Raw genomic sequence first — 25,339 nt, forward strand, 5'->3', positions numbered from 1 at the left:
CACCTAGGCAAGTAAAGGACTGGTTTGGCTTAGGTTTTCCCTAATCATTTTGATCCATGCATCGCCCAGCTCCCTTGCTCTTGCTGGTAGGAATGCACCGTAGCGGCACCTCCTTGTTGGGCTCTGTATTGCCACAGCTCGGCGTTGGTATGCCTGGGGATTTGATTGCTGGGGATGCTCATAATCCTGAGGGTTATTTTGAGCGTCACGATGTCACGCAATTACAAGAGCAGTTACTCATAGAGCTGGATCGTTTTTGGGCAGGACCTCGAGGAGCCCACCCTCTTCCTGAGGCATGGAGATCTCATCCAGCGACGCTGAATTGTGAGCAAGGTTTGCGTTCACTTTTGAAGGAGGAAGCTTTTCGCCAGCAGGGGCCCTGGGCGATTAAGGATCCTCGCAGCAGTGTTTTTCTGCCGTTGTGGCGGCAGCTGTGCAAGGAACTGAACATTCCATTGCGGTTGGTTTTAGCGGTTCGTGATCCAGAAGCAGTCGTGGCCTCGGTGATGGCACGAGATGAACGGCTTGCAGGCATGACCTGGTGGCGTGCTCAACAGTTGTGGTGGCGTTTCAACTCGGCTGTGCTGACGTCATCGCCTTTGGCAGATGAAGCAGACCCTCTTGTTCTTCATTACGAAGCCTGGTTTACAAATCCTGAGTGCCAGGCACGCTTGTTGGCTGTTGATCTTGGTTTGCCTGAGCCCAAGCCTGAACAGCTGAATGCCATCAAAGCTGCAATCAAGCCAGAGCATCGCCATCAACAGCCTCTCCCTGATGTAGCGCCGTCCTTGGATCCTCGCCTCAAGCAACTTCATCATTGGCTGCATCAACGCACGACCGTTCGCCTCCCGCGCAAATTGTTCAAGGGTCCCTTAAAACCACGGCGTCCCCTGCGCCAGCAGCTTGCCCATTCTCTTGATTGGCTTTGGCTGTTGGGCTCCCCTCTGCTCGAGAAGGGTGGCTTGTGGTCTTATCGCAAAAGCTTTCTCCAAGCTTTTGGTTGTGGTCCTTTGGTCTCTCCCGTTTGGATTACGCGGCAAAGGCCAAGCTTGTTGCGCGAACATCGCGACCCCTTGGCTTGGTATCAACGCGTTGGTTGGCGTTTGGGTGTGAACCCACATCCATTGCTGGAGTCAGCAAGGATGTGGGCCCATTTGGGCTTGCGTAAAGAGGCTGTTGCCCTCTATCGGAGAGAGGCCATTCATGACGACATTCAGGTTCATCCACGCTTTGACTCTGTGCATTACAGGCAGCAATGTCGGCAGGCAGATTGCACGGCTCAACCCACGCCTTTGGAGCATTATTTAGTCGAGGGTTGGCAGCAAGGCCTGGCCCCGCATCCAGCTGTCGATCCACTCTGGATGAAGAGGCGGCATGGCTTGCCAGGTGAACCACTGATGGCCCTGATTCTCGATGGGGGAGATCCCACTGATCCTGGCCTCACACATCCCTGCGGCAATCTTTATGGGGCGGCTCTAGCCGAGCCAGTGTGCTCCACTCGCCTGCCCGTTGCCCTTGTTGATCTGCTGAGACTTTGGAACCAGCGAGGACTATGGCCAGCCGAACGTTGGCTTGAGCCCAACGCCATGCAGAAACTGCTGCCAAGTTTCAACCTTTTTGATACTGAGCAGGCATCTTTGTTTGCCTTGGGCTTGCAAGGTCAACTGACTGCTGCTTCAAGTCTGCATATTCCCCAAACCTTAGCTTTTGGCCATGATTTGCCTTGGCGTGCAGAGCGGTTGTTGGCTGGTTGCAGTGATCAACTCGCCATTACAAAATCCGCCTCGGTAAGGCTGCATGTGTTGGAGGATGTTGATGACTGTCTTATTTGGCAACGGACGAGTTCCCCTGGAGATTGGCTGATCAATCTTTACTGGCCTGCTACTAAAAGTCTCGCTAGCTGGATCCAGGGCCTTCGCGGGATGGAAGCAGTGCTGGATCCAGATCCTCAGCGAACAGCTTTTTTGCAGTTGTTTGGCGTAAAGGCTCTTCATCAGCCTTTTCAACCTTTGGAGCTGGCACCTGGTAGTACTGAGGCTCTCTTGCGGTTGGCACAGCTCAAACTTGGCCTTCCAGATCCCCGTTGGTTTGATCCTTCCATTGAGCTCGCTGTCATTGGCAGCAGTGGTCCGACCCAGGAACGGCGCTGGGGAGAGGTGGGCCTGAAGTTAGAAGCTGCTGGATTGTTGCTGTTGCCTCGTTTGCCTCAGATTGAAATTGCCAGCCTTGATCAGCTCAAGGCGTTGCAGGCTTGGCTCAATAAATTGGCTCAGAGTTGTAAGAGGGTTCTCTGGCTTGAGCCAATACAGCAAGGTGCTTGTCAGTTGTCAGCTGAAGCCGTTGTGTTGGCTCCAGAAGTAGAGCTTGATTTGCTTCTGCAATGGGAATTTCGTTGCCGCTGATGGTTGCTTCGTCTCTGATCACACCATCACCTGCTTGCAACATTCTGTTGGATTTGTCCTCTCGATCTGGCCAGAGGCCTTTGGTGGCAGTTGTGGTCAGTCTGTACAACTATGCCGATTGCATTCTTGAGACTCTTGAAACGGTTGCGTTGCAAACTCTCGAAGGCATTCAGTTGGTTGTGGTGGATGACGCATCTACTGATTTGGGTGCTGCAAGGGTGGAAGGGTGGCTTGTGGAACATCAGGATTGCTTCTGCAGTGTTCGATTGCTCCAGCATCAGCACAATGGTGGCTTGGCAGCTGCTCGCAATACGGGCTTCGCTGCAACGACAACTGCATGGGTATGGGTGCAGGATGCCGATAACCCTTTAGCGCCAAGAGCTCTCGAGCAATCTCATCGTTTAGCTCAGTGTGTGGATGATCAGGTTGCAGTTGTGCACCCCTTGTTGCTCACAGTGCCGCCAATGGCCTCGCCGCAGGTTTTTCAAGGCGAGGGGCGCCCTTGGCAACAGTCGATTTTTGCGGCCTCCAATGCTGTCGATGCGATGGCGTTGATCAGGCGTTCGGCCTGGCAAGAGGTTGGCGGTTATGTCCACATTCCAGGCGGCTGGGAAGACTATGACTTCTGGTGTTCTTTAATTGATGCCGGTTGGAGTGGAGTTCAGTGCCCTCAGCCCCTTGGCTGCTACAGCGTGCATCAAGATTCGATGACTGCGGTCACGGCTTTGCCCAATGTGCGCGGTCTGGAGCATCTGCTTAAGGAACGGCATCCTTGGTTGACTTGTGTTGGTGGCACAACTGGAACCAGATGACCAAGGCCGCTAAATTTGTTGGATCAAGAAAGGTTTTCCTCTGACTAGTGCAGTCAACGATCCCCTGGTTCAACTTGAGCATGTTTGTCTGGACATTCCTGTTGATGGAGTGGGCAGTCGCTCTCTGAAGTCGGCTTTCGTTGGCGGGCTGACAGGGGGTTTGCTCAATCGCAGCCGTACTCGCGGCTTAACGGTTCAAGCACTTTCTGACTTGAACTTCACCATTCAAAAGGGCGACAGGGTGGCTTTGTTGGGTCATAACGGCGCAGGAAAAAGCACGTTGTTGCGCTTGCTTGCCGATGTCTATGCGCCAAGCCAGGGGCGCATCAGGCGTAATGGACACATTGCCCCGCTGATTAATAAAAGTTTCTGGGTCGATACGGACCTCAGTGGTCGTCATGCAGCAAGAGCTCAGTACCTATTGAATCGCAACACCATTGATGGTTTTGATCAATTTCTTGATCAACTTGTGGAATTTACTGAGCTCGCTGATTTCATTCATCTACCAATTCGTACCTACAGCGACGGCATGAAAACTCGTCTTCAATTCGGCTTGTTAACTGCTTTTCGCCATGAGGCCTTGGCCCTCGATGAGGGCATGGGAGCAGGGGATCAGTGGTTCCTTTCTCGAGCTCGTCAGCGATTGAGTGAATTTCTCGGTCAGGTGGGCACGTTGATTTTGGCGTCTCACTCGGTGGAGTTGTTGAGTCAGTTTTGCAACAGGGGCTTGGTTCTTAATCATGGCCGGGTTGTGTTCGATGGGCCTTTGCATGAGGCTTTGACTCATTACTCAAAAGGGGTGACAGCATCATGAGAGTGCCTCCTGCTGAAGATCAGATAGCTCTTATTGAAACTGCTCCTGCGCAAGGTTTTGGCTTTGTTTTTGTGTTGCGCACGGCTCGGGCCTGGTGGTATAGCGCCTGGCTGCGAACCTTGGCGCGATTTAGTCGCACTTATCTTGGGAGCTTTTGGCTTGGATTAAGCAATCTTTTGAGTGTGGCCCTTTTGGGAGCAGTGTATGGCGCGGTTTTTAATATTGCCAATCCTTGGGACTATGTTGTTTATCTGGGACTGGGTTATACGATCTTTGGTTTTATTAGCTTGACTGTGATTAGTGCTAGCACGCTATTTACTATGCGTAGTGATCAGTTGATCAATAATTCTCTGCCAGCAATTTTTTATTGCCTTGAAGAATGGGCTTTTCAGGTTCAGACATTTGCACAGAGCTTGGCGATTGTCATGATTCCGATCCTTTTTATTAAGCCGGTGCTTTGGCTGCATGCATTAACGAGTGTTTGGTTGCCACTCATCAATGTTGTGCTTTTTTGTTTTTGGATAACGGTTTTGATGGCTGTGTTGGGCTCTCGCTTTAAGGATGTTGCTCAGCTGATGCCGATCTTGATGCAATTAACTTTTTTGCTCTCTCCAATCCTGTATCAGAAAGAAGGCTTGGGTAAAATGGCATTAATTGCAGACCTCAATCCTTTTTATCGTGTCCTTGCTCCTTTGCGTACAGCTTTGATCGATGGAGATGTTTATTTTAGGGCCGAATTTGCGACGCTCTTTGTGAATATAATTTTAATATGGATTGTTTGCTATTGGCTGAAGCGCGTTCGCTACAATATGCCTTTTTGGGTCTAGGAAATGAAGGCCGTTATTCTTGCTGGTGGTCTCGGTACGAGGATTTCAGAGGAGACGCACCTCAAGCCAAAGCCGATGATTGAGGTCGGAGGTCGTCCAATTCTTTGGCATATTCTAAAGATTTATTCGCAGCATGGTATCAATGATTTCGTGATTTGCTGTGGATACAAAGGTTATGTGATTAAAGAATACTTTGCTAATTACTTTCTTCATAGTAGTGATGTCACCTTTGATATGAGTACGAATCAAATGGAGGTGCATCAGCAGAATGCTGAGCCTTGGAAAGTCACCCTTGTAGACACTGGGGAATCAACTCTCACCGGCGGTCGTTTACGTAGGGTTGCTTCTTATTTAGATGGCGGATCTTTTTGTTTTACATACGGTGATGGAGTTGCTGATGTGGATTTAACGGCCTTGATTGAGTTCCATCGCACTGAGGCTCGCTGGGCCACACTCACCGCTGTTCAGCCTCCTGGCCGCTTCGGATCGCTTGCTTTTGAAAGGGGGCGGGTGCTGGGTTTTGAGGAGAAGCCACAGGGTGATGGATCTTGGATTAATGGTGGCTTTTTTGTTCTGGAGCCAGAGGTTTTGGACACGATCAATGGCGACGAAAGCGTGTGGGAGAGGGATTGCTTGCCAGCTATCGCTTCGGCAGACCAACTCAATGCATTTCAGCACCATGGCTTCTGGCAACCCATGGATACCCTGCGCGATCGTCAGCTGCTTGAAGAACTCTGGAAGGATGATCGCGCCCCATGGAAAACATGGTGATGGCTGAGAGCTGGAATCCAGATTTTTGGCGTGGCAGACGCGTCTGGCTCAGTGGCCACACAGGCTTTAAAGGCAGCTGGTTGGCTCTTTGGTTGCTGCATTGGGGAGCAGTTGTGGAAGGCTATGCCCTTGATCCAGACCAGGCTGGTGGACCCTCCCTATTCGACAGCCTTGAGATCGCGGCTGATCTGTCACGTGATGAGCGCGCTGATTTGGCGCAGGCTGATCATCTAGTCACGCGGCTGAGCGCCTTTCAGCCCGAGGTGGTTTTTCATCTTGCTGCCCAGCCTCTTGTGACCAGAAGTTATCGAGAACCTTTGCAGACCTGGAATACCAACGTGATTGGTACCTGCCATGTGCTCGAGGCTTTGCGACAATTGGATCATCCATGTGTGTCGGTGATGATCACCACCGACAAGGTCTACGACAATCAAGAGTGGGATTATGGCTATCGGGAGAATGATCCCCTCGGAGGTCATGATCCTTACAGCAGTAGTAAGGCAGCAGCAGAACTTGCGATTGCTAGTTGGCGAGCAAGTTTTTGTGGTCTCTTGCCCCATCAAGTGCCCAATTTGAAGCTGGTTTCAGCGCGTGCAGGCAATGTGATTGGCGGTGGTGATTGGGCTGAAAATCGCATTGTTCCTGATGCCATACGAGCTCTGATCAAGGCAGAGCCAATTGTCGTGCGTGCGCCTGAATCGACAAGGCCTTGGCAGCATGTGCTTGAGCCTCTGGGTGGCTATCTCGCCTTGGCTGAGCAGCTGCACGAGAATCCCAATCTTGCGACCGCCTTCAATTTTGGTCCGCAACGAAGCGCCAACCGGCCAGTGGCAGCCCTTGTAGAAGAAATCCTCAGCCATTGGCCTGGATCATGGCTTGATCAATCCGATCCCAAGGCCAAACATGAAGCTGGGCGCCTAGATCTAACCACCGATCGAGCATTCCATCAGCTTGGTTGGAGCCCTCGTTGGAGTTTTGAGGTCACGATTGCGGAAACGGTGAATTGGTATAGCCGCTTTCATGCTGGAGAAGATGCGCGCCAATTATGTATTGAACAGATCGATCGCTACGTGAAGGGCTGATAATTTGCCCTTAGTAATGGTTGCTGTTGTTGTCTGTTCCCATTAGCGCTGAATCAATGGCGAGTCCAGCAGAACTCGAAGCTCTCAAAGCAGAAATCCTTGCATTGACGCGCCGTTATGCAGCATCTGCTCATCGTGCTTTTCGTCCCGCTGGAGATCCCTTAAGACCTGCCTTTGATTCAAAAGGAGGATCCATTCCCTATGCAGGCCGTGTGTTTACTGAAGATGAGGTGGAGGCTGCAGTCAGCAGCACTCTTGATTTTTGGCTCACTCTTGGCAATGAGGGAGAGGCCTTTCAAAAAGAACTCGCTGGTTTTTTGGGGGTTCGGGCTTGTCTAGCAGTCAACTCTGGCTCTTCGGCCAATCTATTGGCCTTGTCTGCGCTGACATCACATTTGCTCCCTGCGTCGAAGAGGCTGCAGCCCGGTGATGAAGTGATCACTTGTGCTGCCGGTTTTCCAACGACCGTGACCCCAATTTTTCAGAACGGTTGTATTCCTGTTTTTATTGATAACGATCCTTTAACAGGCAATTTGAATGTTGATCAGCTTGAAGCGGCCTTTGTTTCTGGGCGAACCAAGGCCGTGATGGCTGCTCATGCACTTGGTAATCCCTTTGATTTGGGAGGTGTGTTGTCATTTTGTCGTCAACATGATCTATGGCTTATTGAGGACAACTGCGATGCCCTTGGATGCAGTTACACCATGCCGAGAGAGCAGGCAGAAGAGCTTGGATTTGATCAGAACAGTCCAGGATTAGATGCTGGCGATGCCCATGTGATTCGTTGGACAGGTACCTGGGGAGATATCAGTACTCAGAGTTTTTATCCACCCCATCACTTAACGATGGGAGAAGGGGGAGCAGTCAACATCGTGGAAAGTTCTTTACTGAGGCGCATCGTTGAAAGTTTTCGTGATTGGGGTCGTGACTGTTGGTGCCCAAGTGGACGTGATGACACATGTTCCAAGCGATATGACTGGCAATTGGGTGAACTTCCTAAGGGGTATGACCATAAGTACATTTATTCCCACTTTGGCTACAACCTCAAACCACTAGATCCGCAGGCTGCAATCGGCCGCATTCAGATTCGTCGCTTGCCAGAGTTTATTGAGATGCGTAAACGCAATTGGCAGCGATTGCGACAAGGATTACATCACTTGAATGATGTCTTTAATTTTTGCCTGCCGACACATGCCACGAGATTTGAATCCTCTAGTGGGTCTTTCGCTTGGGACAGTAGTGGAGCAAGCACTGATTGCAGTTGGTTTGGCTTTTTGCTTCTTGTTCGCTCAGAGGCGCCTTTCACCAGTTCAGAGCTTGGTCGCCATCTTGCTGACAATGGAGTGGGTACAAGGATGTTGTTTGGCGGGAATTTGTTAAAGCAGCCTGCCTTTGTGCAATTGCGTAAGGACCGACCCGATGCCATGCGATTGGCTATGCCTGAGATGCCAGGGGCAGATCAATTGATGCAAGAAGCGTTGTTCCTGGGAACTTATCCAGGCCTCTCAGAGGAAATGATCGATCGAGAATTGGCTTTGATTTCTGCTTTTGTTGCGGAGAAAAAATATAATATTAGCCAACCCAATACCGCGATCTCATGAGTGGGAATGCTCTTCTGTTTGGGGCGCGCGGCGCTTTAGGTTCTGCAATTGAAAAGGTAATGACGCAGAAAAGCTTTAGTGTTTTGACTGCTGGCTCAGGACATGATGATGCTATCAACAATCATCTGCAGGTTGCCTATCAGCGGCCACAAGAGGCAAGTGTCTTTTCTCGCTTACCTTGTTTGGATGTCGTGATTTGGGCGCATGGCTTGAACTGTAGCGATGTGATTGCTGATTTTGATTTAGAAGATCTAGAACGTCTCTGGCAATCCAATGTGGTGTTTATTGCCTCAAGTCTATCGGCTTTATTGAAAGCCGGAAAATTGCTTGGTGGTAGCCGCCTTGTTGTCGTCAGCTCGATTTGGCAGCAAGAAAGTCGTCCTGGAAAAATGTCCTACACGATTTCCAAGGCTGCCTTGCATGGTTTGGTCAAATCGTGTGCGCTTGATCTTGGTGAGCGTGGCATCTTGATTAATGCTGTGTTGCCAGGAGTGGTTGATACGCCGATGACTCGCGCCAACTTGTCGTCTGAGCAGATTAAAGGGATTATTGATCAGTCAGCACTCCGTCGCCTCGCTGAACCGGCAGACATCGCCTCTGCCGTAGCGTTCTTGGCGGACCCCTCCAACCGGGCTATCACAGGTCAGTTCCTTACAGTTGATGCTGGGTTCATTGGTGTGAAGCATTCTTGAGAACCGTTATGGCTGATCTCTTAACCCTCGACATCCAAAGCTCTTATGCCAATTACAAGGTTGCTTTTTCGGATCTCAATGATTTGAGCGAATGTTGCTTTGAAGCTGACGCCTTTTTGGTGGATGCATTTTTTCGTGATCGCCTGCCATTGCCTGCAAATGTCCCTGTGGTCTGGATTGAGGCGAATGAGGATGCCAAGGCACTGCCAGCCACCATTGACGTGTTTGTCGCTCTCAAACAAGCAGGACTCGGCCGTGGTTCTCATCTCATCGCGATCGGCGGTGGAGTCATTCAAGACATTGCAACCTTTGTGGCGTCTTTATATATGCGCGGAATTGGTTGGAGTTACGTCCCAACTACATTTTTGGGCATGGTTGATTCCTGCCTAGGTGGCAAGAGTTCTATTAATGTTGGTCCATATAAAAATCTTGTCGGCAACTTTCATCCGCCGCGCCGTATTGATATTTTGCCTATTTTTGCCCGCTCTTTACCGATGGTCGAGATGGCAGGTGGAGCGGCAGAGGCCGCAAAGATTTCTTTTTGTAGAGGCAAGACAACTTTTGAGAATTATGAGCAGTTAGCATCTCCAGTTGTTGCTGGAGCTTGGACAGAAGAAGAACTCGCTCAATTACTTCATGCAACTTTGGCCGTTAAGAAGTGGTTTATCGAAAAAGATGAATTTGATCAGGCTGAGAGGCGGCTACTTAATTTTGGCCATACATGGGGCCATGCCCTTGAATCTGCAACAGCCTTTGCCATTCCCCATGGCTTGGCAGTGGGTCTTGGGATGATGGCAGCCATACGATTTGTTGGTACAGAGATAACCGACTCTTTGCTCTGGCAACATTGCATGAATCTTTTGAAGCCTATCTTGTTACTTAAGCAATTGACTGTCTTTGAAGCCGATGTTTTTGTCAAAGCTTTTCGGGCTGACAAGAAACACTCTCCAGGCCATTTTCACTTGATTGTTCCTACAGCTGTGGCTGATTCTGGATTGGGTGTTGAGGAGATTCGCTTGCGATCTGATGATGATTCCTTGGCTCGTATTTTGAAGGCGATGCAAGAGGTTTTGGCTATTGTTTCTGATGAAATATCAGATAAAAAGTCTTTAGCAAATCGATTATGATGAAATATTCAGATGTTGTTTTTCAATGGCTTAAGCGGAGTGGCTATAGCCATTGTTACTTTGTGGCGGGTGGCAATATTATGCACCTCCTAAATTCAGCCAGGCAGACGATGCATTGTGTGCCTGTGGTTCATGAAGTTGCAGCAGTTGTGGCTGCTGAGTATCACAATGCAACCGTCTCATCTGGGAAGGTGACCAAGCCAATGGGTCGAGCCATTGCTCTTGTCACAGCAGGCCCTGGATTAACGAATGCTCTGACGGGCCTCGCTGGGGCTTGGTTAGAAAGCCGTGAGCTACTCCTCCTTGGTGGTCAGGCGAAAGTGGCGGATCTTGCTTCGTCTGGTTTGCGCCAATTGGGCATTCAGGAGGTGAATGGTGTTGCCATGGCTGCTCCCGTTTGCAAAAGGAGCCTTTGCTTGCGAGAGCCATTAGAGCAACAAGCATTTTTGGCTGAAGTCTCTTCATGCTGGCAGGCTCGTCCTGGCCCTGTATTTCTAGAGTTTCCGCTTGATGTTCAAGCAATGCAAGTTCCTGATGCTTGGGTCGCTGGCATCGATGAAGCCAATATCAACAAGGCTGATGGCGCTGGTCCTGTCATCGACAGTGACATGGTTCATTCCTTAGCAGTTTCTATAGCCGCGGCTGAGCGTCCTGTCTTGCTGCTTGGAGGGGGGATCTCTTGTGTAACGGCTCAGCAGTTAGAGCCCCAGCTTGCTTCGCTTGGTTTGCCAGTAATGACGACCTGGAATGGAGCCGATCGCTATGGCGCAGAGCATTCCAATTATTTTGGCAGGCCCAATACCTGGGGACAGCGCTACAGCAATCTGCTGATTCAGCAATCAGATTTTTTGGTTGCGATCGGCAGCCGGCTTGGGCTCCAGCAGACAGGCTTTAATTGGCAAGAATTTGTGCCAGCTGGGAAAGTTATTCAGGTTGACATTGATCCAGCTGAGCTGGCGAAGCCCAATCCAAAACTTGATCTAGCCATTGAAGCGAATGCTAATGATTTTATACAACAGTTGCTCAGTTTTGACTTGGGTATTCACCCTGATTGGCTTGCTTACTGTTCTGAGGTTAAAACCAGATTGCCGATTTCTGAAGCCTGCAATTTCACACCCGTTGGTTATCTCAATCCCTTTGAGATGGTAATCATGCTATCCAAGCTTTGCAATGCTTCTGATCACATTGTCCCTTGCAGCAGTGGAGGAGCATTCACTGTAATGATGCAGGCTTTTGAGCTGCAGCAGGGTCAGACAATGATTACTGATAAGGGATTAGCGAGCATGGGTTATGGCTTATCAGGTGCTATCGGAACATCGATTGCTGATCCTGATGTGCGTACAGTGCTAGTTGAGGGCGATGGTGGATTCACCCAGAACCTTCAGGAGTTAGCAACTGTGGCGGTAAATAATCTCAATCTAAAGATGTTCCTGTTTTGCAATAATGGTTATGCATCGATCAGGATGACACAAAAGAATTACTTTGGTGGCGCTTATATGGGTTGTGATATTTCTTCGGGCTTAGGCTTTCCTGATTGGTCAAAACTTGCCGAGGCTTATGGGATTGATTGCTTTGAGTTAGGCGATGATTGGTGGGATGCTGAACGGTTTGATCATTTGTGGAATCACCAAGGCCCTGCTCTGTTTTTGGTCCCATTGCATCCTGAACAGACATATTCTCCTAAGATCGTTAGTCGCATTAGTGCTAATGGCGGCATGGAATCAAATCCCTTGCATCGAATGAGTCCGGATTTAGATCAAGAGCTTGAGGATTTTGTGACACGCTTTATTCCAAAAAAAGCTTCTTGACTCCCTTGCGCTCATTTTAATTGTGATATAATAATTATATTCTGGATTGCTTTTGGCATGAACGTTCATGAGCGCAAGATGCTTGATATCCTGCGCCAAGGACGCGAAGAGTTTGGCGTCGTAGCAGCCAAGGCTGAATTCGAGGCGGAAGGAACCCGAACTGATGAGTTATTGCGTCTATTAGAAATTGCTAACAAGGCTGATGTTGGCTTGGCTTTGAAGATTGGTGGCTGTGAGGCTATTCGTGACATGCTTGAGGCCAAACAGTTTGGTGTGAGGTATATCATTGCTCCAATGGTGGAAACACCTTATGCACTCTCGAAATATATTGCAGCCAAAGGGAAGATCTATTCAGATCTTGAACGTGAAGACGTTACGTTCTTGTTTAATGTTGAGACATCGACAGCTTTTGAAAATATCGAAGCCATGGTTAAACTTGCAGCAAAGAATCCTGGTTGTGATGGTGTTGTTTTTGGTCGTGTTGATTTTAGTGGATCGTTAGGCCTAGGGCGACAAGGAATTGAAACAGAGCAGGTCACTTCTGCTGGTGAAGTTGTCGCTCGCTTGTGCAAGGATCATGGCCTCGAATTTGTTGTCGGAGGGGCTGTCTCTAGTGATGCATTGGTGAGTTTGAGGCGATTCAATGATGTTCATCTTGATCGCTTCGAAACTCGTAAGGTTGTTTTTAATGCTGCAGCGCTGGGGGAGAAGAATTTGCCAGATGCTTTACGGCAGGCTGTACATTTTGAGTTGCTTTGGCTTCTCAATAAGCGCGATTACTACGGGTTGATGCATCATGAGGACCAGACTCGCATCCAAATGCTTGAAAGTCGCTGGAAGGTTTTAGAGCACGGTTGACGTGTTTTTCAGTGTGATGTCCATCGATGAATAGCTCTGCCAAGGATCATGGTTTATTGGTTATTACCGGCGCTACTGGTTGGGTCGGTCGCACAGCAGTCGAGGAGTTGCAAAGCTTGTTGACACCGGAGAATTTTTTGGAGCGTGTTCGTCTATTTGCGAGCCGCTCTGGATCCATAGTATCTACAGGCTACACCGATTTACCTCCGTTCAGTATTCCTGTTTTCCCTCTTAAGGACTTGCCGGATCTAGCAGTCTCTGAATCTTTGAGCGCTGTTCTGCACACAGCTTTTTTGACACGAGATCGTGTTGCACAAGTCGGTCAGGATGATTACGTGGCGACCAATCGTTGGATTACTGCTCAGGTCGCCTCTGCTTTAACAGCTTCCCCTCAAGCTCGTGCTGTTGTGATTTCATCTGGAGCTGCCGCTGTTCATGATCAGGAGCTAGGGCTTGATCTAGCTTCAGACCCTTATGGAGTCCTTAAATGGGAAGAGGAGCAGCTTTTGTCGAACTTGGTTCCAGGAAGCTTGGTGTTGCGCCTCTATGCACTATCGGGCCGGTTTATTCGTGAACCTGTTCGCTTTGCACTGGGGGACTTTTTGCTTAAAGCTCTTCGCAAGCAACCGATTCGCTTGGATTCACCCAACCCTGTTCTACGAAGTTATGCCAATGCAAGCGATATCACCACCTTTGTCTGGCGATGGCTATTTAATAATAATGTTGATAACTCAAGCAATGTTTTGGCCGCGACGAGTTGCACAACCAATTTATTTGACCTCGCCAGCCTGATCACCCGTATTTACGACTTGCCTCCTGTGCAATCCACTATTGACCCTGCTGCGGTACCCAACTGCTATATCGCAGATTCCGAATCATTCCTGACTGCAATGAATGAGCAAAATTTATTGCCAATGACGATGGAGCAGCAGGTGATTGACACGGCTAAGGGATTGACTAACCCTGAGCATGCAACCAATAGCAGATGATTAACCTAACTTTTTCTGCAAAGCTTTGGCCTCCTTTCTCTATTGATGATTTGCCAGAGCAAGTCAGAGGAGTTGTCGCAGATTGGCAGCGTGCGCCTATACGACCACACGATCTCGCAGGTGATTATCCGTCAGGTTACTTGGTCTCTGTCGTGGTTCCATGCTTTAACCCCGATCCACAACAATTTGCTCAATTGTTGCTTTCTTTGCAACAGCAAAGTGATCAGCGTTTTGATCTATTGCTCATCAACGATGGCTCGACCGCAGACTCTTGGAGACATATAGAGCGCCTGATTGAGGATTATCCATGGATAAGAGTGTTGCATCAGCCTGCCAATCAAGGTATTTCATCAGCATTGAATCTTGCCGTTAAACAGTTACAGACCCCCTATATAGCCATCCTTGATCAAGATGACCTCTTGCATCCTGCAGCACTTGCTTTCGTTAATCGGCATCTTACTGAGAATAAGGAATGCAGATTGCTCTACACCGATCATATTGCCTTTCAAGATGACAGGACTAGGTGCCAATATATCCCTAAGTTCCCTTGGAACCCAGCGGTGCTGTTGGAATTTAATTATTTAATTCACCTGACAGTGATCAGGACTGAAGCATACCAAGCCTGTGGCGGGATGAATTCTGAGTATGACGGAATTCAAGACTGGGACTTTTATCTTCGTTTGTCAAAAGTATTGAGACCTGAACAGGTTGGATACTTGCCTCTGCCTCTTTATGCCTGGCGACTTTCGGATCAATCTGTTGCGTCTTCAGCAACTCCAAAACTGCAGTTGCTAGAGAAAGCGCAGGAATTTTTGGGCCATGCTCACGAGCAACTAGGAGAGAGTACACGTGTAGCTCTAGAAGAAAAAACTACCAGTTATTATAAGTTTGGCATTGACCGTAGTGATGATTGTGTTGCAAAGAGGCGATGCAATATTCTGCTTTTAGGCAACTTGAAGATTGAAAGCCGCTTGCAACGTACGCTTCAATCGATTCAAGGTTCAGAAATTCTTTTTGATCAAATATTTAGCATTCGCTTGTCTGATCATTCTTCTCCAGCTTCAGCTGCGGTAAGGATAGATTGTTTGTCTACTAATGAGGTTGGATTAGGGGAACTTCATGACTTAATACCTGATGATCAACCTTTACTAGTTTTGCAAGTTGGCGCTTCATTGCAGGAGCAGATTAACCCAGATTTAATTGCTTGGTTGGAGCGTACATCCCGTTGGCAGGAGATTACTTTTCCCTGCTTCACATTGGAAGAGCCAGAGTTATGCATATCAGCCGGATATGCAATGTTGCCATCAGTTCCAGATGTCTACATTCCCTTAGGCCAACACCTTAGTAAAAATAACTATAACAATGATTTCGCGACTTATTCTCATGTTCGTCCTGTAGATCTCCCATCACCTGCTGTTCAGCTGTTGTGTTCTTCTGTGGTAAGGCAGACCTTGGCAGCTTTTGCTTCAAGATGGGATCCGAAGATAGAAGTAACGGCTAGATGGTGGGCTTGTTTGCTGGAGCTAAATTGGGACTGTTGCTGTATTTCTGATGTCTTTGTTGGTTTAGATGCTGATCTTGCAAAAGCAGAGCACCAACAACTTGCAGTGCATCGAAATCAAGGTCTTTGTGCGATCCAATCTCCACACTGGTTAGGTGCCACCGAAACTTCTCATAACGCTAAATATTCATATTGGCTGGAAAGAACTTTCTTTCATTCAACCGCAAGAGTACATCCATTAGTAGTTCAGTATTTTTTGTCTTTAGAGATTCATGCTAATCAGTTAAAGGCACTAAGTCGTGATTCTTCCACTCTTTCCCTATTGCCTGATCTTTTGAGAAAACCTTTGGTGATATTGACCCCAACAGAGCTTAATGCCCGTAGTAATGGGCATGCATGTATTCTCACCTTGGCTTTGCATTTGCAGGAGATGGGACATACTGTTCATCTTCTACCTTTTAAGCCACTTACATTTTTCCGAGATTACTTTTCCGAATTGCCAGAGAAATTTCAAGTGTTGTCTTTTATTTCTGATCCGCAAGAATTGCTAGGAGCAGTGCTTTTAGTCCCAGAATCAGCACCTAAAGCTTTGATCAAAAGATTACGACCATATTTTCATAAACTGATTTGGTGGTTGCTAGCCCCTGCTGGAGTGCTTACGGAATTCCGTCCTAATATTCGGCTTGGAGATTTTTTGGTTGGATTTTCAGAGTTCGCTTTGCCAGGGCAAACAGAGTATCTTTTCGTCCAACCAGAGCTTGACTCAGAAAACGATCCTCTTTTCTCTAGCTATTTGATTAAATATCGTCACCAACCAGCCAAGAAAAAACAGATTCTTTTGTATACCGGAAAAGGACGCCTTAAAGCTTTACCAAGGAGCTTGCATCGCTACTTGCTGGGTTATAAAGTTATTTTGATTACTAGATCTTGGCCTTCCAAAAAGTCAGAACTGACAAAACTATTGATTGACTCTAAAGGCTTGATTAGCTGTGATCCGATGACTAATCTGAATCTGGAAGCCGCCATATTGGGTTTGCCTGTTTATCTTACTGGCAATCCTTTCCCTGCTCGATGTTTTCGCAACTTCCCAGTCGATCTTACTTCTTTGATTACAGATTCTCCAGGAGCTTTTATTGCTCGCCTCAGCAGTAATAGTCCGTTGAAGCAGATTCCGCTATCAGCTTTGATACTTAAAAGTAGATCATCTGTTGATATATTCGATTTGCTTTTGTCGGATCCTCCGCCTCTTTCTGCGATGGCATACAGAGTTAGTCAAATAACTCTTGATCAGATAGAGCAATATCGAAGTGTTCTTATGAGTAGCCGTACCATTCAAGCTCTTAAGGATGGGCAGTCATTCTCTTCAGCTTTTTTAGGTGAGTATGTAGATAGTTTTAAATACCCTTTTTGGGCGCATGCAATGCTTTGTAATGGGTTGATTAGACTAGATGATTTCGCGGATTTATTGGCATCTATTAAGCTTTTACGACCTAGTTTGTTGCTATGGAAAAAGCTTGGCTTCGCTTTCGTTTTTAGATTTTTAGTTAATCGACTCATTAGCTTTAATCGAATCACTGGAATTAATGTCTTAGCAAATAAACCTAAAGTATGAAATGAGTTTATTGAGTAAGCCTCTGACGATTTGGATTCCTACCTTTCGTAGGCCAAGACAGCTCTCTCAACTTTTAAAGAATTTTGATCAGCTTGGGATCATTGATTTTGCAGAGGTTGTGATTTCTGATAATGATCCTGAGGGGCCATTGGCAGAAACCATGGCGAAGGGTGATGGTGATCTGCCGCTTAATGTTTGTTATCGATGTAACGCTGCTAATTTATCTGCTGGTGTGAATTTTCTTCGGGCTTTTGAATGCTGTACAACCCCTTGGTTAATGATTGTAGGGGATGATGACTTGTTTAAGTTTGGAGCGGCTGATCAAATTTTGGATCTTATTGCTTCACTTCAAGACGACATCGCTGCAGTGAAGTTTGATTCAAGCTTGTTTGGTTCTCAGCCTGAATGTGTTTCATCAGGACTTGGTGATTATATAGAGCAGCTCTCACCTCGTAATTACCCTGATGCTTTCAACAATCTATGCTTAATATCAAACTGGTTGTTCCGTACTGACTCTTATAGACTATATTTGGCTAGCGCTTATCTTGGTTATTCCAGCAAAATCTCTCACTTGTTTCCGGCTTTGCAGGCTTGTGTGCGGGATGATGCCAAGCTGATGTTTTCACATTTGCAGCCAGTCGAGCATGGCATCTCGGAGGCCTCCTGGCCCAAGGCAGCGACTTGGTTTGAGATGGTGACCACTCTGGCGAGTTTCAGTGGCTTCATTGATGCCCAAAATCGATCTGCATTGTTGAAGCTGCTCTTGCATTCCGATTGGCGACGAAATATTGCTAAGTGTCTGCGAGTGCAGCAATTTTATGGTGATCAGAGACTTGGCTTGAACACTTGGCGCATTCATATTCACCTCGCTTTGATCTCCACAAGTTACCTACAAGCTCTTCTACTTTCATGGCCATTGTTGTTGTTACCTTATCGATTGTGGCCTCGATCCCTCAGGAACAAACTCGGAGACCCAGGAAGTATCGAACGTTGGTGAGCCTCGCCACTTGCTTTGCATCCACCATCGCAATGCTCTCGCAGGAAGTAGACGCCAAGGCAGCCTGCTCAGGCAAGCAATGATGGCTATCCAAGGGTTGATCTTTCTTTCTCTTACCTGCCGTGCATAAAAGTTGACTTCTTGCAGGATGTATTGAAGACCTCTTCGTCGCTTTCGATGCCGATCGTTGACTCGAGCTGCGCTTGTGCAGCTCGCAAGACTCACGATTCCGTAGCCAGCAGCTGCAACTCTGATCCATAGATCCCAATCTTCGAAGCCAGGTGTATGGCGATAGCCTCCTGCCTCGATCAGAACGTGACGGTGGATCGCGATTGTTTGGTGATTGAGTGGATTACGCCAAGGCAGCCATCGCTGAGCATCACTTTTTGATGTTGGCGTTTTGCGCGCAGACTGTTGATAAGCACGGGTTGTATCCAACTCTAAAAGTTGAGAACCTAAAACTCCTATGCCTGGCCTATTGATTAAACTTAATGCCATTAATTCGGTGTGATCAGCTGCATATAGATCATCACTATCGATACGCATAATCACATCTCCTTTGCAGAAAGGAGCTATAATTTCAAGCATCGCGCCTATCCCTTGAGGCTGCTTTTGTTGCTTTAAGTTTACTGGTAGGTGGCAGGATTCGATGACCTGGCAAAGATCGAGGGGTAATGGACCGTCAGCGGCGATGATAAGCTCCTGCGCTTGCAGTGTTTGTTTCTCTAGGCAATCCAACGTTGCTTTCAGTAATTCCGGAGCCTCGCTAGGTGCTAGAGGCATCAGCCAACTGATGGATGGGAAGTAATCGTTTGCCATAGCCAGGGATTAGTTGATGATTATAAGCGCTTAGTAGATCTTCCCTGCCTCAGGTTGTTAAGCTCGGGCTGTTTGAAATGATCATAATTCGTAAGGCATGTGATTTTAAATGATGGTTTATATTATTAATGGGTCTGATGGGAGTTTGGAGAAGGTTTGGAATCTTGTTTAATAAGATTGTGGTCTTGATGTTTCTGTGTAGATGTTCGCTTCAACCCCTCTGCATCAGAAGGCCTGTGAGCTTTGCTTAGGACACTCTGCAAGGCGTAATTGTCAGGTTCGAGGATGTGCCCATGTTGTGAATTGCTTTTAAGTGCTTATAAAATGTCACTGAACACTTCATGGTTGAGATCAGTTGTTCTGCTTGGTGGTTTCAGATTTGCCCATCTTTGATTCTGATCACACCACCGCAGCTTTTAGCATTGAGTAACTTTAGGCTATTGCTGCAAGAGTTGCTGCCTTGGCGTTCAACACCTCTACTTAGGTACAGCATATTGGTATCTTTCCTGGCCTTGGCTAACCAGTCTGAGGATAGAAAGAAGGTTGTTTGTTCAGGATTGGATCTTGGATACGCCTCTTCGAGCCCTATTCGCTTCTCTGACTTAGCGGCGTACCAAGGCTCTCTTTGCCAGCAGCCTTTGTTGTAGATAGCTCGATGGTTGGTTCTCAGCTAGCAGCGATGTGGAGTTCCAAGGGGTTTTTAATTGGCTTCCTGATTGACCAGGATCCATCTGATTGAGTCGGCAAGGGAATGATTTCTCAAAGGTTGCCCAGAGTTACCTCTGAATTGTCGTTCTTGCGGCTTCTGCTGACTGCTAGAACTTTGCGAACATGCTTTGAGAGCTGCCTTTGTAGTGGCTGTAGATAGGCTAGAGGAGTTCGACTGCCTCCTTCCATGCTCAAGCTCCTGCTGGGTGATCCCAATGCCCGCAAGCTGAAGCGTTACCAGCCGATCGTCACTGACATCAATATCCTCGAAGAGGACATCGCCTTGCTCAGCGATGACCAGCTGCGCTCTAAAACGGCCGATTTTCGCCAGCAGTTTGAGACTGTCGTCAGTTTTCCTAAGCAGCGAGTTTTACTTGATGAGCTGCTCCCAGAAGCCTTTGCTGTTGTGCGTGAGGCTGCTAAACGGGTGCTCGGCATGCGTCATTTCGATGTGCAGCTGATCGGCGGCATGGTGCTGCATGAGGGTCAGATTGGTGAGATGAAGACCGGTGAAGGGAAGACTCTTGTAGCCACTCTGCCTAGCTACCTCAATGCCCTCACTGGCCGTGGGGTGCATGTGGTTACGGTCAATGATTACCTGGCACGGCGCGATGCTGAATGGATGGGCCAGGTGCATCGTTTTCTCGGTCTCAGTGTTGGTTTGATCCAGCAGGACATGAGCCCTGCTGAGCGGCGGCGCAATTACGCCTGCGATATCACCTATGCAACCAATTCAGAGTTGGGTTTTGACTACCTACGTGACAACATGGCCACCGATCTGAGTGAGGTGGTTCAGCGGGAGTTTCAGTACTGCGTCATCGATGAGGTGGATTCGATCCTGATCGATGAGGCGCGTACTCCCTTGATCATTTCCGGACAGGTGGAGCGTCCCCAGGAGAAGTATCAGCAGGCTGCAGATGTGGCCGCTGCTCTGGAGCGGGCTGCCGAACAGGGTAAGGATGGCATTGATCCTGAGGGTGACTACGAGGTTGATGAGAAGCAACGCAGTTGCACACTCACAGATGAAGGCTTTGCCAAGGCTGAGCAGAACCTCAAAGTGAGGGATCTGTTTGACCCCGCTGATCCCTGGGCCCATTACATCACCAATGCATTGAAGGCCAAGGAGTTGTTTGTTCGGGATGTGAATTACATCGTGCGCGATGGTGAAGCTGTGATTGTCGATGAGTTCACAGGTCGTGTGATGCCAGGCCGGCGCTGGAGCGACGGACAGCATCAGGCGATTGAGGCCAAGGAACAGCTAGCGATTCAGCCTGAAACTCAGACTCTGGCTTCGATTACTTATCAAAATTTCTTTCTGCTCTATCCCCGCTTGGCTGGCATGACCGGCACCGCTAAAACCGAAGAGGTGGAGTTTGAGAAGACCTACAAGCTTGAGACTTCAGTGATCCCTACCAACCAGCCTCGGGCTCGTGCGGATTGGGTGGATCAGGTTTATAAGACTGAATCAGCCAAGTGGCGGGCCGTGGCCAACGAAACGGCCGAAATTCATAAGCAGGGAAGGCCTGTTCTGGTTGGCACGACCAGTGTTGAGAAAAGCGAATTGTTGAGTTCTCTGCTCTCAGAACAAGAGATTCCCCACAATCTTTTGAATGCCAAGCCGGAGAATGTAGAACGTGAGGCGGAGATCGTTGCCCAGGCTGGCCGTGCAGGGGCTGTGACGATTGCCACAAACATGGCTGGCCGTGGGACAGACATCATCCTTGGCGGAAATAGCGATTACATGGCACGCCTCAAGTTGCGTGAGGTTTTGCTGCCAAGATTGGTGCGGCCTGAGGAGGGTCATCGTCCACCAGTGCCATTACAGAGGGCTGCCGAGACAGGTGGTGGGTTCGCTGCCAAGGCCGCTGCTTCGAATGGATCTCATGGCCATGTCTTGAGCGAGGCCCGTGCAATCGGGAGTCTCTATCCTTGCTTGCTCACTGATGACACTGATCAGTTCCTTGCGGAGTTAGCTCGGGACCTTGTGAAGGTTTGGGGAGATAGGGCACTGAGCGTGATCGAATTAGAGGATCGCATCTCCACTGCTGCTGAAAAAGCACCTACCGATGATGCGCAGATTGCTGCCTTAAGAGAGTCGATCGCAAGAGTAAAGACTGAATACGACGTGGTAGTGACCCAGGAGGAGGTTCGAGTGAGGGAAGCAGGAGGTCTTCATGTGATTGGTACAGAACGTCATGAATCTCGCAGGGTTGACAATCAACTTCGTGGTCGGGCCGGCCGTCAGGGGGATTTAGGTAGTACCCGTTTTTTCCTTTCTTTGGAAGACAACCTATTGCGCATCTTTGGAGGCGAACGGGTGGCTTCGTTGATGAATGCTTTCCGCGTGGAGGAGGACATGCCCATTGAGTCGGGCATGCTTACCCGTTCTTTAGAGGGGGCTCAGAAAAAGGTAGAAACCTATTACTACGACATTCGTAAGCAGGTTTTTGAGTACGACGAGGTAATGAACAATCAACGTCGTGCCGTTTATGCCGAACGTCGCAGGGTCCTTGAGGGTCGCGGACTCAAGAAGCAGGTGATTGGTTATGGAGAGCGAACAATGGACGACGTTGTTGAGGCATATGTGAATCCTGATTTGCCCCCTGAAGAATGGGATTTAGGCCAACTGGTTAGCAAGGTTCAGGAATTTGTCTACCTGCTTGAGGATCTCAAGCCTGAGCAGTTGCAGGGGCTAAGTATGGAGGAACTTAAGTCTTTCCTTCAGGAGCAACTGCGCAATGCTTATGACATTAAGGAAGGTCAGATTGAGCAGCAGCGACCAGGGTTGATGCGGGAGGCAGAACGCTTCTTCATCCTTCAGCAGATCGATACACTTTGGCGGGAACATTTGCAGGCGATGGACGCTCTGCGTGAATCTGTAGGGTTGCGAGGGTATGGGCAAAAAGATCCGCTTATTGAATACAAGAATGAGGGCTACGATATGTTTCTTGAGATGATGGCAAATATGCGTCGCAATGTGATTTATTCGATGTTTATGTTCCAGCCTGCTCCTGCTCAAGAGGCCGCTAAGGTTTGATTTTATTGAAAAGCTTGTCTAAATTAATGTCAGCTTCTGGGAGTATCCCCTAGGAACTCAATGATTTCCCTGTCTTTGAGGTTTTGAGCTTGTCCGGTTTGAAGATCTTGAGGAACACGATCAGTACTTAGCTCTTGTAGGAAAGAATGCAACGCTGTCACCTGATTTTCTAGTTGGTCGATACGCTCCATCAGGTTGCGTATGACATCGGCCTCTGAGTCTGGTAGTGCTGAGTGGGCTAATGGATTGATACGGACACCGCTTTGATGGACCACTCGCCCTGGGATACCCACAACCGTGCTGTCGGCTTCAACGTCCCTTACAACGACTGATCCGGCACCGATTCTCGTATTGGCCCCCACGTGAATTGCGCCAAGAACTTTGGCGCCCGCGCCAACGACCACATTTTCTGCCAGGGTTGGATGGCGTTTGCCGTGCTCTTTGCCTGTGCCACCGAGCGTGACGCCTTGATAGAGCAGGCAGCGGTTGCCGATTTCGGTTGTTTCGCCGATCACAACACCCATGCCGTGATCGATGAATACTCCGTGACCGATCTGGGCGCCTGGATGGATCTCTATGCCAGTCAGGGCACGTGTGATCTGGCTGAGTAGTCGTGGCAGCAAAGGTAATCCGGAGCGCCAAAGTCGGTGACTGATTCGATGCAGTGTCAAGGCCTGAAAGCCCGGATAGCAAAGCAGGATCTCAAGCAGGTCTCGGGCTGCTGGATCTCGCTCTTTGATGATTGCTAGGTCGGTCTTTATGGCTGTGAGCATTTGCCCAGATTAGTGAGCTTAATTAGGCGCTGAGTAGGCCGATCTCCTTGCGCAGTTGTTCGATCGTGTTGGTGCTGAGATAGCTGTCTGCGCAGTGAAGTTGGGGCATGCGTATCAATTGGGAACGGTTTTGGCGCAGGCTTTGCTCGACGAGGGGCAGGCTGGGGCGGTCGCAGAGCACGTGGCTGGCTGCTCTGAGCAGGGCTAGTAGGCGGCTGCCTACATCCGGTGTTGCTGTCATGAGCAGGAGTTCATTGCCGCGCATGCTGTGCAGGATTACTTCGGCAGCTCGTAGGATCCCTGGGCTAATGCTTACCAGCCCCACGCAGCTGCCGGGTCGCAACTCCTTAAGCATGGCGAGCTCTTGGCGGAAGTCATTGAGGTCTACTGCGACGGCCCGAACTCCGTGGCGTTTAGCTAGCTCTTCCAGCGGTTGCAGGAAATAACGACTGGTTACCACGGTGCCGTTGCTTGAGCTTTCAAGAATGCTTTCCAGCTCCTCCATCGGTACCACTTCAACTGGAACATCAAGGTGGGGCTCCAGCTCTTCTGCAATCAGCATGGAGGCGCCAATATCCTCTCTCGGAGTGCTTACCAACACTCTCGCCCCGCAGCGAAGGCGCCAGTCAATTTCGCGGGTTAAGAGTTCTCGAGTCTGCTGGAGAGTACAGCCAGCATTGAGCAGACCATCGACGCACTTGCGCACTTCCTGGTCAAGGTCAGGGGTGCCTCGATTGCGAATATGGGGAGGGGTTTTGATTTCGCGCGGCTTTTGCTGGTCGCGCACGTAGATACCTGAACCAGCCATGGCTTCGACGACCCCATCTGTTTCCAGCTGTCGATAGACCTTGCTGATCGTGTTGCGATGAAGGCCAGTTTGCATGGCTAACTGGCGAGTGCTGGGAAGTCTGTGGCCAGGTGGGTAATGACGTGCGGCGATTGCGAAACAAATTTGGTTGTAAAGCTGGGCCGAAGCCGGAATGTCGCTTTCCTGCTGAATATGGAATCGCACGCCGGTAGGCCAGGTTGCAATGCGGCCACCTTAAAGAGCAGGAGGCCTTCATGACAATCGCGCGTGTGTCCTGTGATGCTGTGACAGTTCACTGTGGCCTTGGCATGGCTGAGCTTGACAGTGGTTTGTTGTTGAGCTCATTTAGAGAATCCGCATAAAGGCCCGCCTTGCTGCTGCTCTCAGGTCGAATGTTTTGCCTGGCTGCAGTGTGGAGTGGCAATATCTCTTTCGTCCGGACGACTCTCTGCCTGGCGAGATGTTTAGGCGGGCTATCCAGGCTTGTACTGGATACAGCATGTTTTTGAAAAAGCGTTGTTGCTACCGGGAATTCAGAGGGGTCGACCCCTCTGAATTGATAGACCAGCACACACTTAGTGGCTCAGGTTGCTCTCAAGGGCTAGCAGGTGGTTGATTCCTCTGAAGTTAGGGATTTATTGATCCTTGTTGAGCTGTGTTTTGGCAGCAGCAGTGGCTCGAGGTGGGGCTGTGATGGTGCGAACCGCACGCGTAGGAATTTGGTTTTCCTTATCTGTTTTGATCAGCGGTGTTTTGCGCGGTGTAAGGAACATGATCATGTTCCGACCTTCACGCTTAGGAGCTTGCTGAATTTCGGCCTGTTCTTCCAGGTCTTTTGCCATACGTCGTAGCAGCGTTTCAGCAAGGGCAGTGTGCTGAATTTCCCGACCCCGGAAGATAACGGTGCATTTGACTTTGTCACCAGCCTTGAGGAATCGCACGGCTTGGCCGATGCGCACGTTGTAGTCGTGCTGATCGATTTTGTAGCGCATTTTGACTTCTTTGACTTCGGTCTGATGCGACTTCTTTTTGGCTTCCTTGGCTTTCTTCTCCTGCTCAAACTTGAATTTGCCGTAATCCATGATTCGGCAAACGGGTGGATCCGCTTTCTCGCTGACAAGGACCAGATCGAGTTCCCTATCTTTTGCTACATCAAGGGCTTCTTCCCTGTTGATCACCCCGAGCTGAGTTCCGTCTGCGTCAACGACCCGCAACTTGGGATAATTGATGCGGTCATTAATATTGGGGAGCTCCCTGACGGGTGCGCGACGGTCAAAACGAGGACGTGGTGGCATTCAGTG

At 49.0% G+C, this 25,339-nt stretch carries 20 protein-coding genes and 1 pseudogene; 15 read left to right on the forward strand and 6 right to left on the reverse strand.

Annotation, left to right across the window (positions count from 1 at the left end; genetic code table 11):
• The first annotated feature begins 56 nt into the window (after positions 1-56).
• From SIB74_RS12020 to SIB74_RS12055, 8 genes are all read left to right on the forward strand, one after another.
• On the forward strand, positions 57-2,402 hold the full coding sequence (locus SIB74_RS12020) for a sulfotransferase family protein (protein WP_063396457.1): 2,346 nt from the start codon (positions 57-59) through the stop codon (positions 2,400-2,402).
• A complete protein-coding gene (locus SIB74_RS12025; RefSeq protein WP_197463311.1) occupies positions 2,402-3,214 on the forward strand; it encodes a glycosyltransferase family 2 protein in 813 nt (270 codons plus the stop codon). Before SIB74_RS12020 ends, SIB74_RS12025 begins: the two co-directional genes overlap by 1 nt.
• Before the next feature lie 109 nt (positions 3,215-3,323).
• On the forward strand, positions 3,324-4,028 hold the full coding sequence (locus SIB74_RS12030; RefSeq protein WP_082818506.1) for an ABC transporter ATP-binding protein: 705 nt from the start codon (positions 3,324-3,326) through the stop codon (positions 4,026-4,028).
• Entirely contained in the window at positions 4,025-4,855 is an 831-nt protein-coding gene (locus SIB74_RS12035; RefSeq protein WP_063396455.1) for an ABC transporter permease, read from the forward strand. Before SIB74_RS12030 ends, SIB74_RS12035 begins: the two co-directional genes overlap by 4 nt.
• A 3-nt stretch (positions 4,856-4,858) precedes the next feature.
• The gene (rfbF, locus tag SIB74_RS12040; protein WP_063396454.1) at positions 4,859-5,626 is read left to right on the forward strand and encodes a glucose-1-phosphate cytidylyltransferase; all 768 of its coding nucleotides are present in this window, start codon (positions 4,859-4,861) and stop codon (positions 5,624-5,626) included.
• The gene (gene rfbG, locus SIB74_RS12045; protein WP_063396453.1) at positions 5,611-6,708 is read left to right on the forward strand and encodes a CDP-glucose 4,6-dehydratase; all 1,098 of its coding nucleotides are present in this window, start codon (positions 5,611-5,613) and stop codon (positions 6,706-6,708) included. The genes rfbF and rfbG overlap by 16 nt, the downstream gene beginning before the upstream one ends.
• A gap of 29 nt (positions 6,709-6,737) precedes the next feature.
• Positions 6,738-8,309: a lipopolysaccharide biosynthesis protein RfbH gene (gene rfbH, locus SIB74_RS12050; RefSeq protein ID WP_231906114.1), complete on the forward strand. Its 1,572-nt coding sequence runs from the start codon at positions 6,738-6,740 to the stop codon at positions 8,307-8,309.
• Positions 8,306-9,001, forward strand: coding sequence for an SDR family NAD(P)-dependent oxidoreductase (locus SIB74_RS12055; RefSeq protein ID WP_063396452.1), 696 nt, complete (start codon positions 8,306-8,308; stop codon positions 8,999-9,001). The genes rfbH and SIB74_RS12055 overlap by 4 nt, the downstream gene beginning before the upstream one ends.
• 20 nt (positions 9,002-9,021) lie before the next feature.
• Here the strand turns inward: SIB74_RS12055 and SIB74_RS12060 are convergent, their stop codons facing one another.
• A complete protein-coding gene (locus tag SIB74_RS12060) occupies positions 9,022-9,297 on the reverse strand; it encodes a hypothetical protein (RefSeq protein WP_231906144.1) in 276 nt (91 codons plus the stop codon).
• Here SIB74_RS12060 and SIB74_RS12065 point away from each other — a divergent pair.
• From SIB74_RS12065 to SIB74_RS12090, 6 genes and pseudogenes are all read left to right on the forward strand, one after another.
• Positions 9,223-10,128 (forward strand): 3-dehydroquinate synthase family protein, encoded by a 906-nt coding sequence (locus tag SIB74_RS12065; protein WP_231906141.1) that lies wholly within the window; start codon positions 9,223-9,225, stop codon positions 10,126-10,128. The two genes, SIB74_RS12060 and SIB74_RS12065, sit on opposite strands and share 75 nt — an antisense overlap.
• Positions 10,128-11,936 carry a thiamine pyrophosphate-binding protein gene (locus tag SIB74_RS12070; RefSeq protein WP_063396450.1) on the forward strand — a complete coding sequence of 603 codons (1,809 nt, stop codon included), beginning with the start codon at positions 10,128-10,130 and terminating at the stop codon, positions 11,934-11,936. The genes SIB74_RS12065 and SIB74_RS12070 overlap by 1 nt, the downstream gene beginning before the upstream one ends.
• Before the next feature lie 57 nt (positions 11,937-11,993).
• Positions 11,994-12,794, forward strand: a complete 801-nt coding sequence (locus SIB74_RS12075) for an aldolase/citrate lyase family protein (RefSeq protein WP_063396449.1) — start codon at positions 11,994-11,996, stop codon at positions 12,792-12,794.
• Between the two features lie 26 nt (positions 12,795-12,820).
• Positions 12,821-13,783 (forward strand): NAD-dependent epimerase/dehydratase family protein, encoded by a 963-nt coding sequence (locus SIB74_RS12080; RefSeq protein WP_063396448.1) that lies wholly within the window; start codon positions 12,821-12,823, stop codon positions 13,781-13,783.
• Positions 13,780-16,896 carry a glycosyltransferase gene (locus SIB74_RS12085; RefSeq protein ID WP_063396447.1) on the forward strand — a complete coding sequence of 1,039 codons (3,117 nt, stop codon included), beginning with the start codon at positions 13,780-13,782 and terminating at the stop codon, positions 16,894-16,896. The genes SIB74_RS12080 and SIB74_RS12085 overlap by 4 nt, the downstream gene beginning before the upstream one ends.
• Before the next feature lies 1 nt (position 16,897).
• A pseudogene (locus tag SIB74_RS12090) lies at positions 16,898-17,269 on the forward strand (glycosyltransferase family 2 protein); the annotation flags it as partial.
• Positions 17,270-17,518: 249 nt separating this feature from the next.
• Here SIB74_RS12090 and SIB74_RS12095 read toward each other — a convergent pair.
• Together SIB74_RS12095 and SIB74_RS12100 are read right to left on the reverse strand one after the other, a co-directional pair.
• A complete protein-coding gene (locus SIB74_RS12095) occupies positions 17,519-17,665 on the reverse strand; it encodes a hypothetical protein (protein WP_413681806.1) in 147 nt (48 codons plus the stop codon).
• A gap of 156 nt (positions 17,666-17,821) precedes the next feature.
• Complete coding sequence (locus tag SIB74_RS12100) at positions 17,822-18,712, reverse strand: glycosyltransferase (RefSeq protein WP_074159151.1); 891 nt, start codon at positions 18,710-18,712, stop codon at positions 17,822-17,824.
• Positions 18,713-19,607: 895 nt separating this feature from the next.
• Here SIB74_RS12100 and secA point away from each other — a divergent pair.
• The gene (gene secA, locus SIB74_RS12105; RefSeq protein WP_063396444.1) at positions 19,608-22,457 is read left to right on the forward strand and encodes a preprotein translocase subunit SecA; all 2,850 of its coding nucleotides are present in this window, start codon (positions 19,608-19,610) and stop codon (positions 22,455-22,457) included.
• 29 nt (positions 22,458-22,486) lie between these two features.
• Here secA and cysE read toward each other — a convergent pair whose 3' ends face one another.
• From cysE to infC, 3 genes are all read right to left on the reverse strand, one after another.
• Positions 22,487-23,230 (reverse strand): serine O-acetyltransferase, encoded by a 744-nt coding sequence (cysE, locus tag SIB74_RS12110; protein ID WP_011824838.1) that lies wholly within the window; start codon positions 23,228-23,230, stop codon positions 22,487-22,489.
• 22 nt (positions 23,231-23,252) lie between these two features.
• On the reverse strand, positions 23,253-24,242 hold the full coding sequence (locus SIB74_RS12115; RefSeq protein WP_063396443.1) for a GntR family transcriptional regulator: 990 nt from the start codon (positions 24,240-24,242) through the stop codon (positions 23,253-23,255).
• A gap of 431 nt (positions 24,243-24,673) precedes the next feature.
• Entirely contained in the window at positions 24,674-25,333 is a 660-nt protein-coding gene (gene infC, locus SIB74_RS12120; RefSeq protein ID WP_011129498.1) for a translation initiation factor IF-3, read from the reverse strand.
• Between the last annotated feature and the right edge of the window lie 6 nt (positions 25,334-25,339).

It is taken from the genome of Prochlorococcus sp. MIT 1306, assembly GCF_047304515.1.
In the GTDB taxonomy this organism is placed as follows: Bacteria; Cyanobacteriota; Cyanobacteriia; order PCC-6307; family Cyanobiaceae; genus Prochlorococcus; species Prochlorococcus marinus_D.

Coding starts and splice junctions, on each gene's coding strand:
- SIB74_RS12020 (WP_063396457.1), top strand. CDS start 57: ATGCATCGCCCAGCTCCCTTGCTCTTGCTGGTAGGAATGCACCGTAGC.
- SIB74_RS12025 (WP_197463311.1), top strand. CDS start 2,402: ATGGTTGCTTCGTCTCTGATCACACCATCACCTGCTTGCAACATTCTG.
- SIB74_RS12035 (WP_063396455.1), top strand. CDS start 4,025: ATGAGAGTGCCTCCTGCTGAAGATCAGATAGCTCTTATTGAAACTGCT.
- rfbF (WP_063396454.1), top strand. CDS start 4,859: ATGAAGGCCGTTATTCTTGCTGGTGGTCTCGGTACGAGGATTTCAGAG.
- rfbG (WP_063396453.1), top strand. CDS start 5,611: ATGGAAAACATGGTGATGGCTGAGAGCTGGAATCCAGATTTTTGGCGT.
- SIB74_RS12055 (WP_063396452.1), top strand. CDS start 8,306: ATGAGTGGGAATGCTCTTCTGTTTGGGGCGCGCGGCGCTTTAGGTTCT.
- SIB74_RS12070 (WP_063396450.1), top strand. CDS start 10,128: ATGAAATATTCAGATGTTGTTTTTCAATGGCTTAAGCGGAGTGGCTAT.
- SIB74_RS12075 (WP_063396449.1), top strand. CDS start 11,994: ATGAACGTTCATGAGCGCAAGATGCTTGATATCCTGCGCCAAGGACGC.
- SIB74_RS12080 (WP_063396448.1), top strand. CDS start 12,821: ATGAATAGCTCTGCCAAGGATCATGGTTTATTGGTTATTACCGGCGCT.
- SIB74_RS12085 (WP_063396447.1), top strand. CDS start 13,780: ATGATTAACCTAACTTTTTCTGCAAAGCTTTGGCCTCCTTTCTCTATT.
- SIB74_RS12095 (WP_413681806.1), bottom strand. CDS start 17,665: ATGCAAGAGCAGCTTCAACAATGCAGATCGATTTTGGGCATCAATGAA.
- SIB74_RS12100 (WP_074159151.1), bottom strand. CDS start 18,712: ATGGCAAACGATTACTTCCCATCCATCAGTTGGCTGATGCCTCTAGCA.
- secA (WP_063396444.1), top strand. CDS start 19,608: ATGCTCAAGCTCCTGCTGGGTGATCCCAATGCCCGCAAGCTGAAGCGT.
- cysE (WP_011824838.1), bottom strand. CDS start 23,230: ATGCTCACAGCCATAAAGACCGACCTAGCAATCATCAAAGAGCGAGAT.
- infC (WP_011129498.1), bottom strand. CDS start 25,333: ATGCCACCACGTCCTCGTTTTGACCGTCGCGCACCCGTCAGGGAGCTC.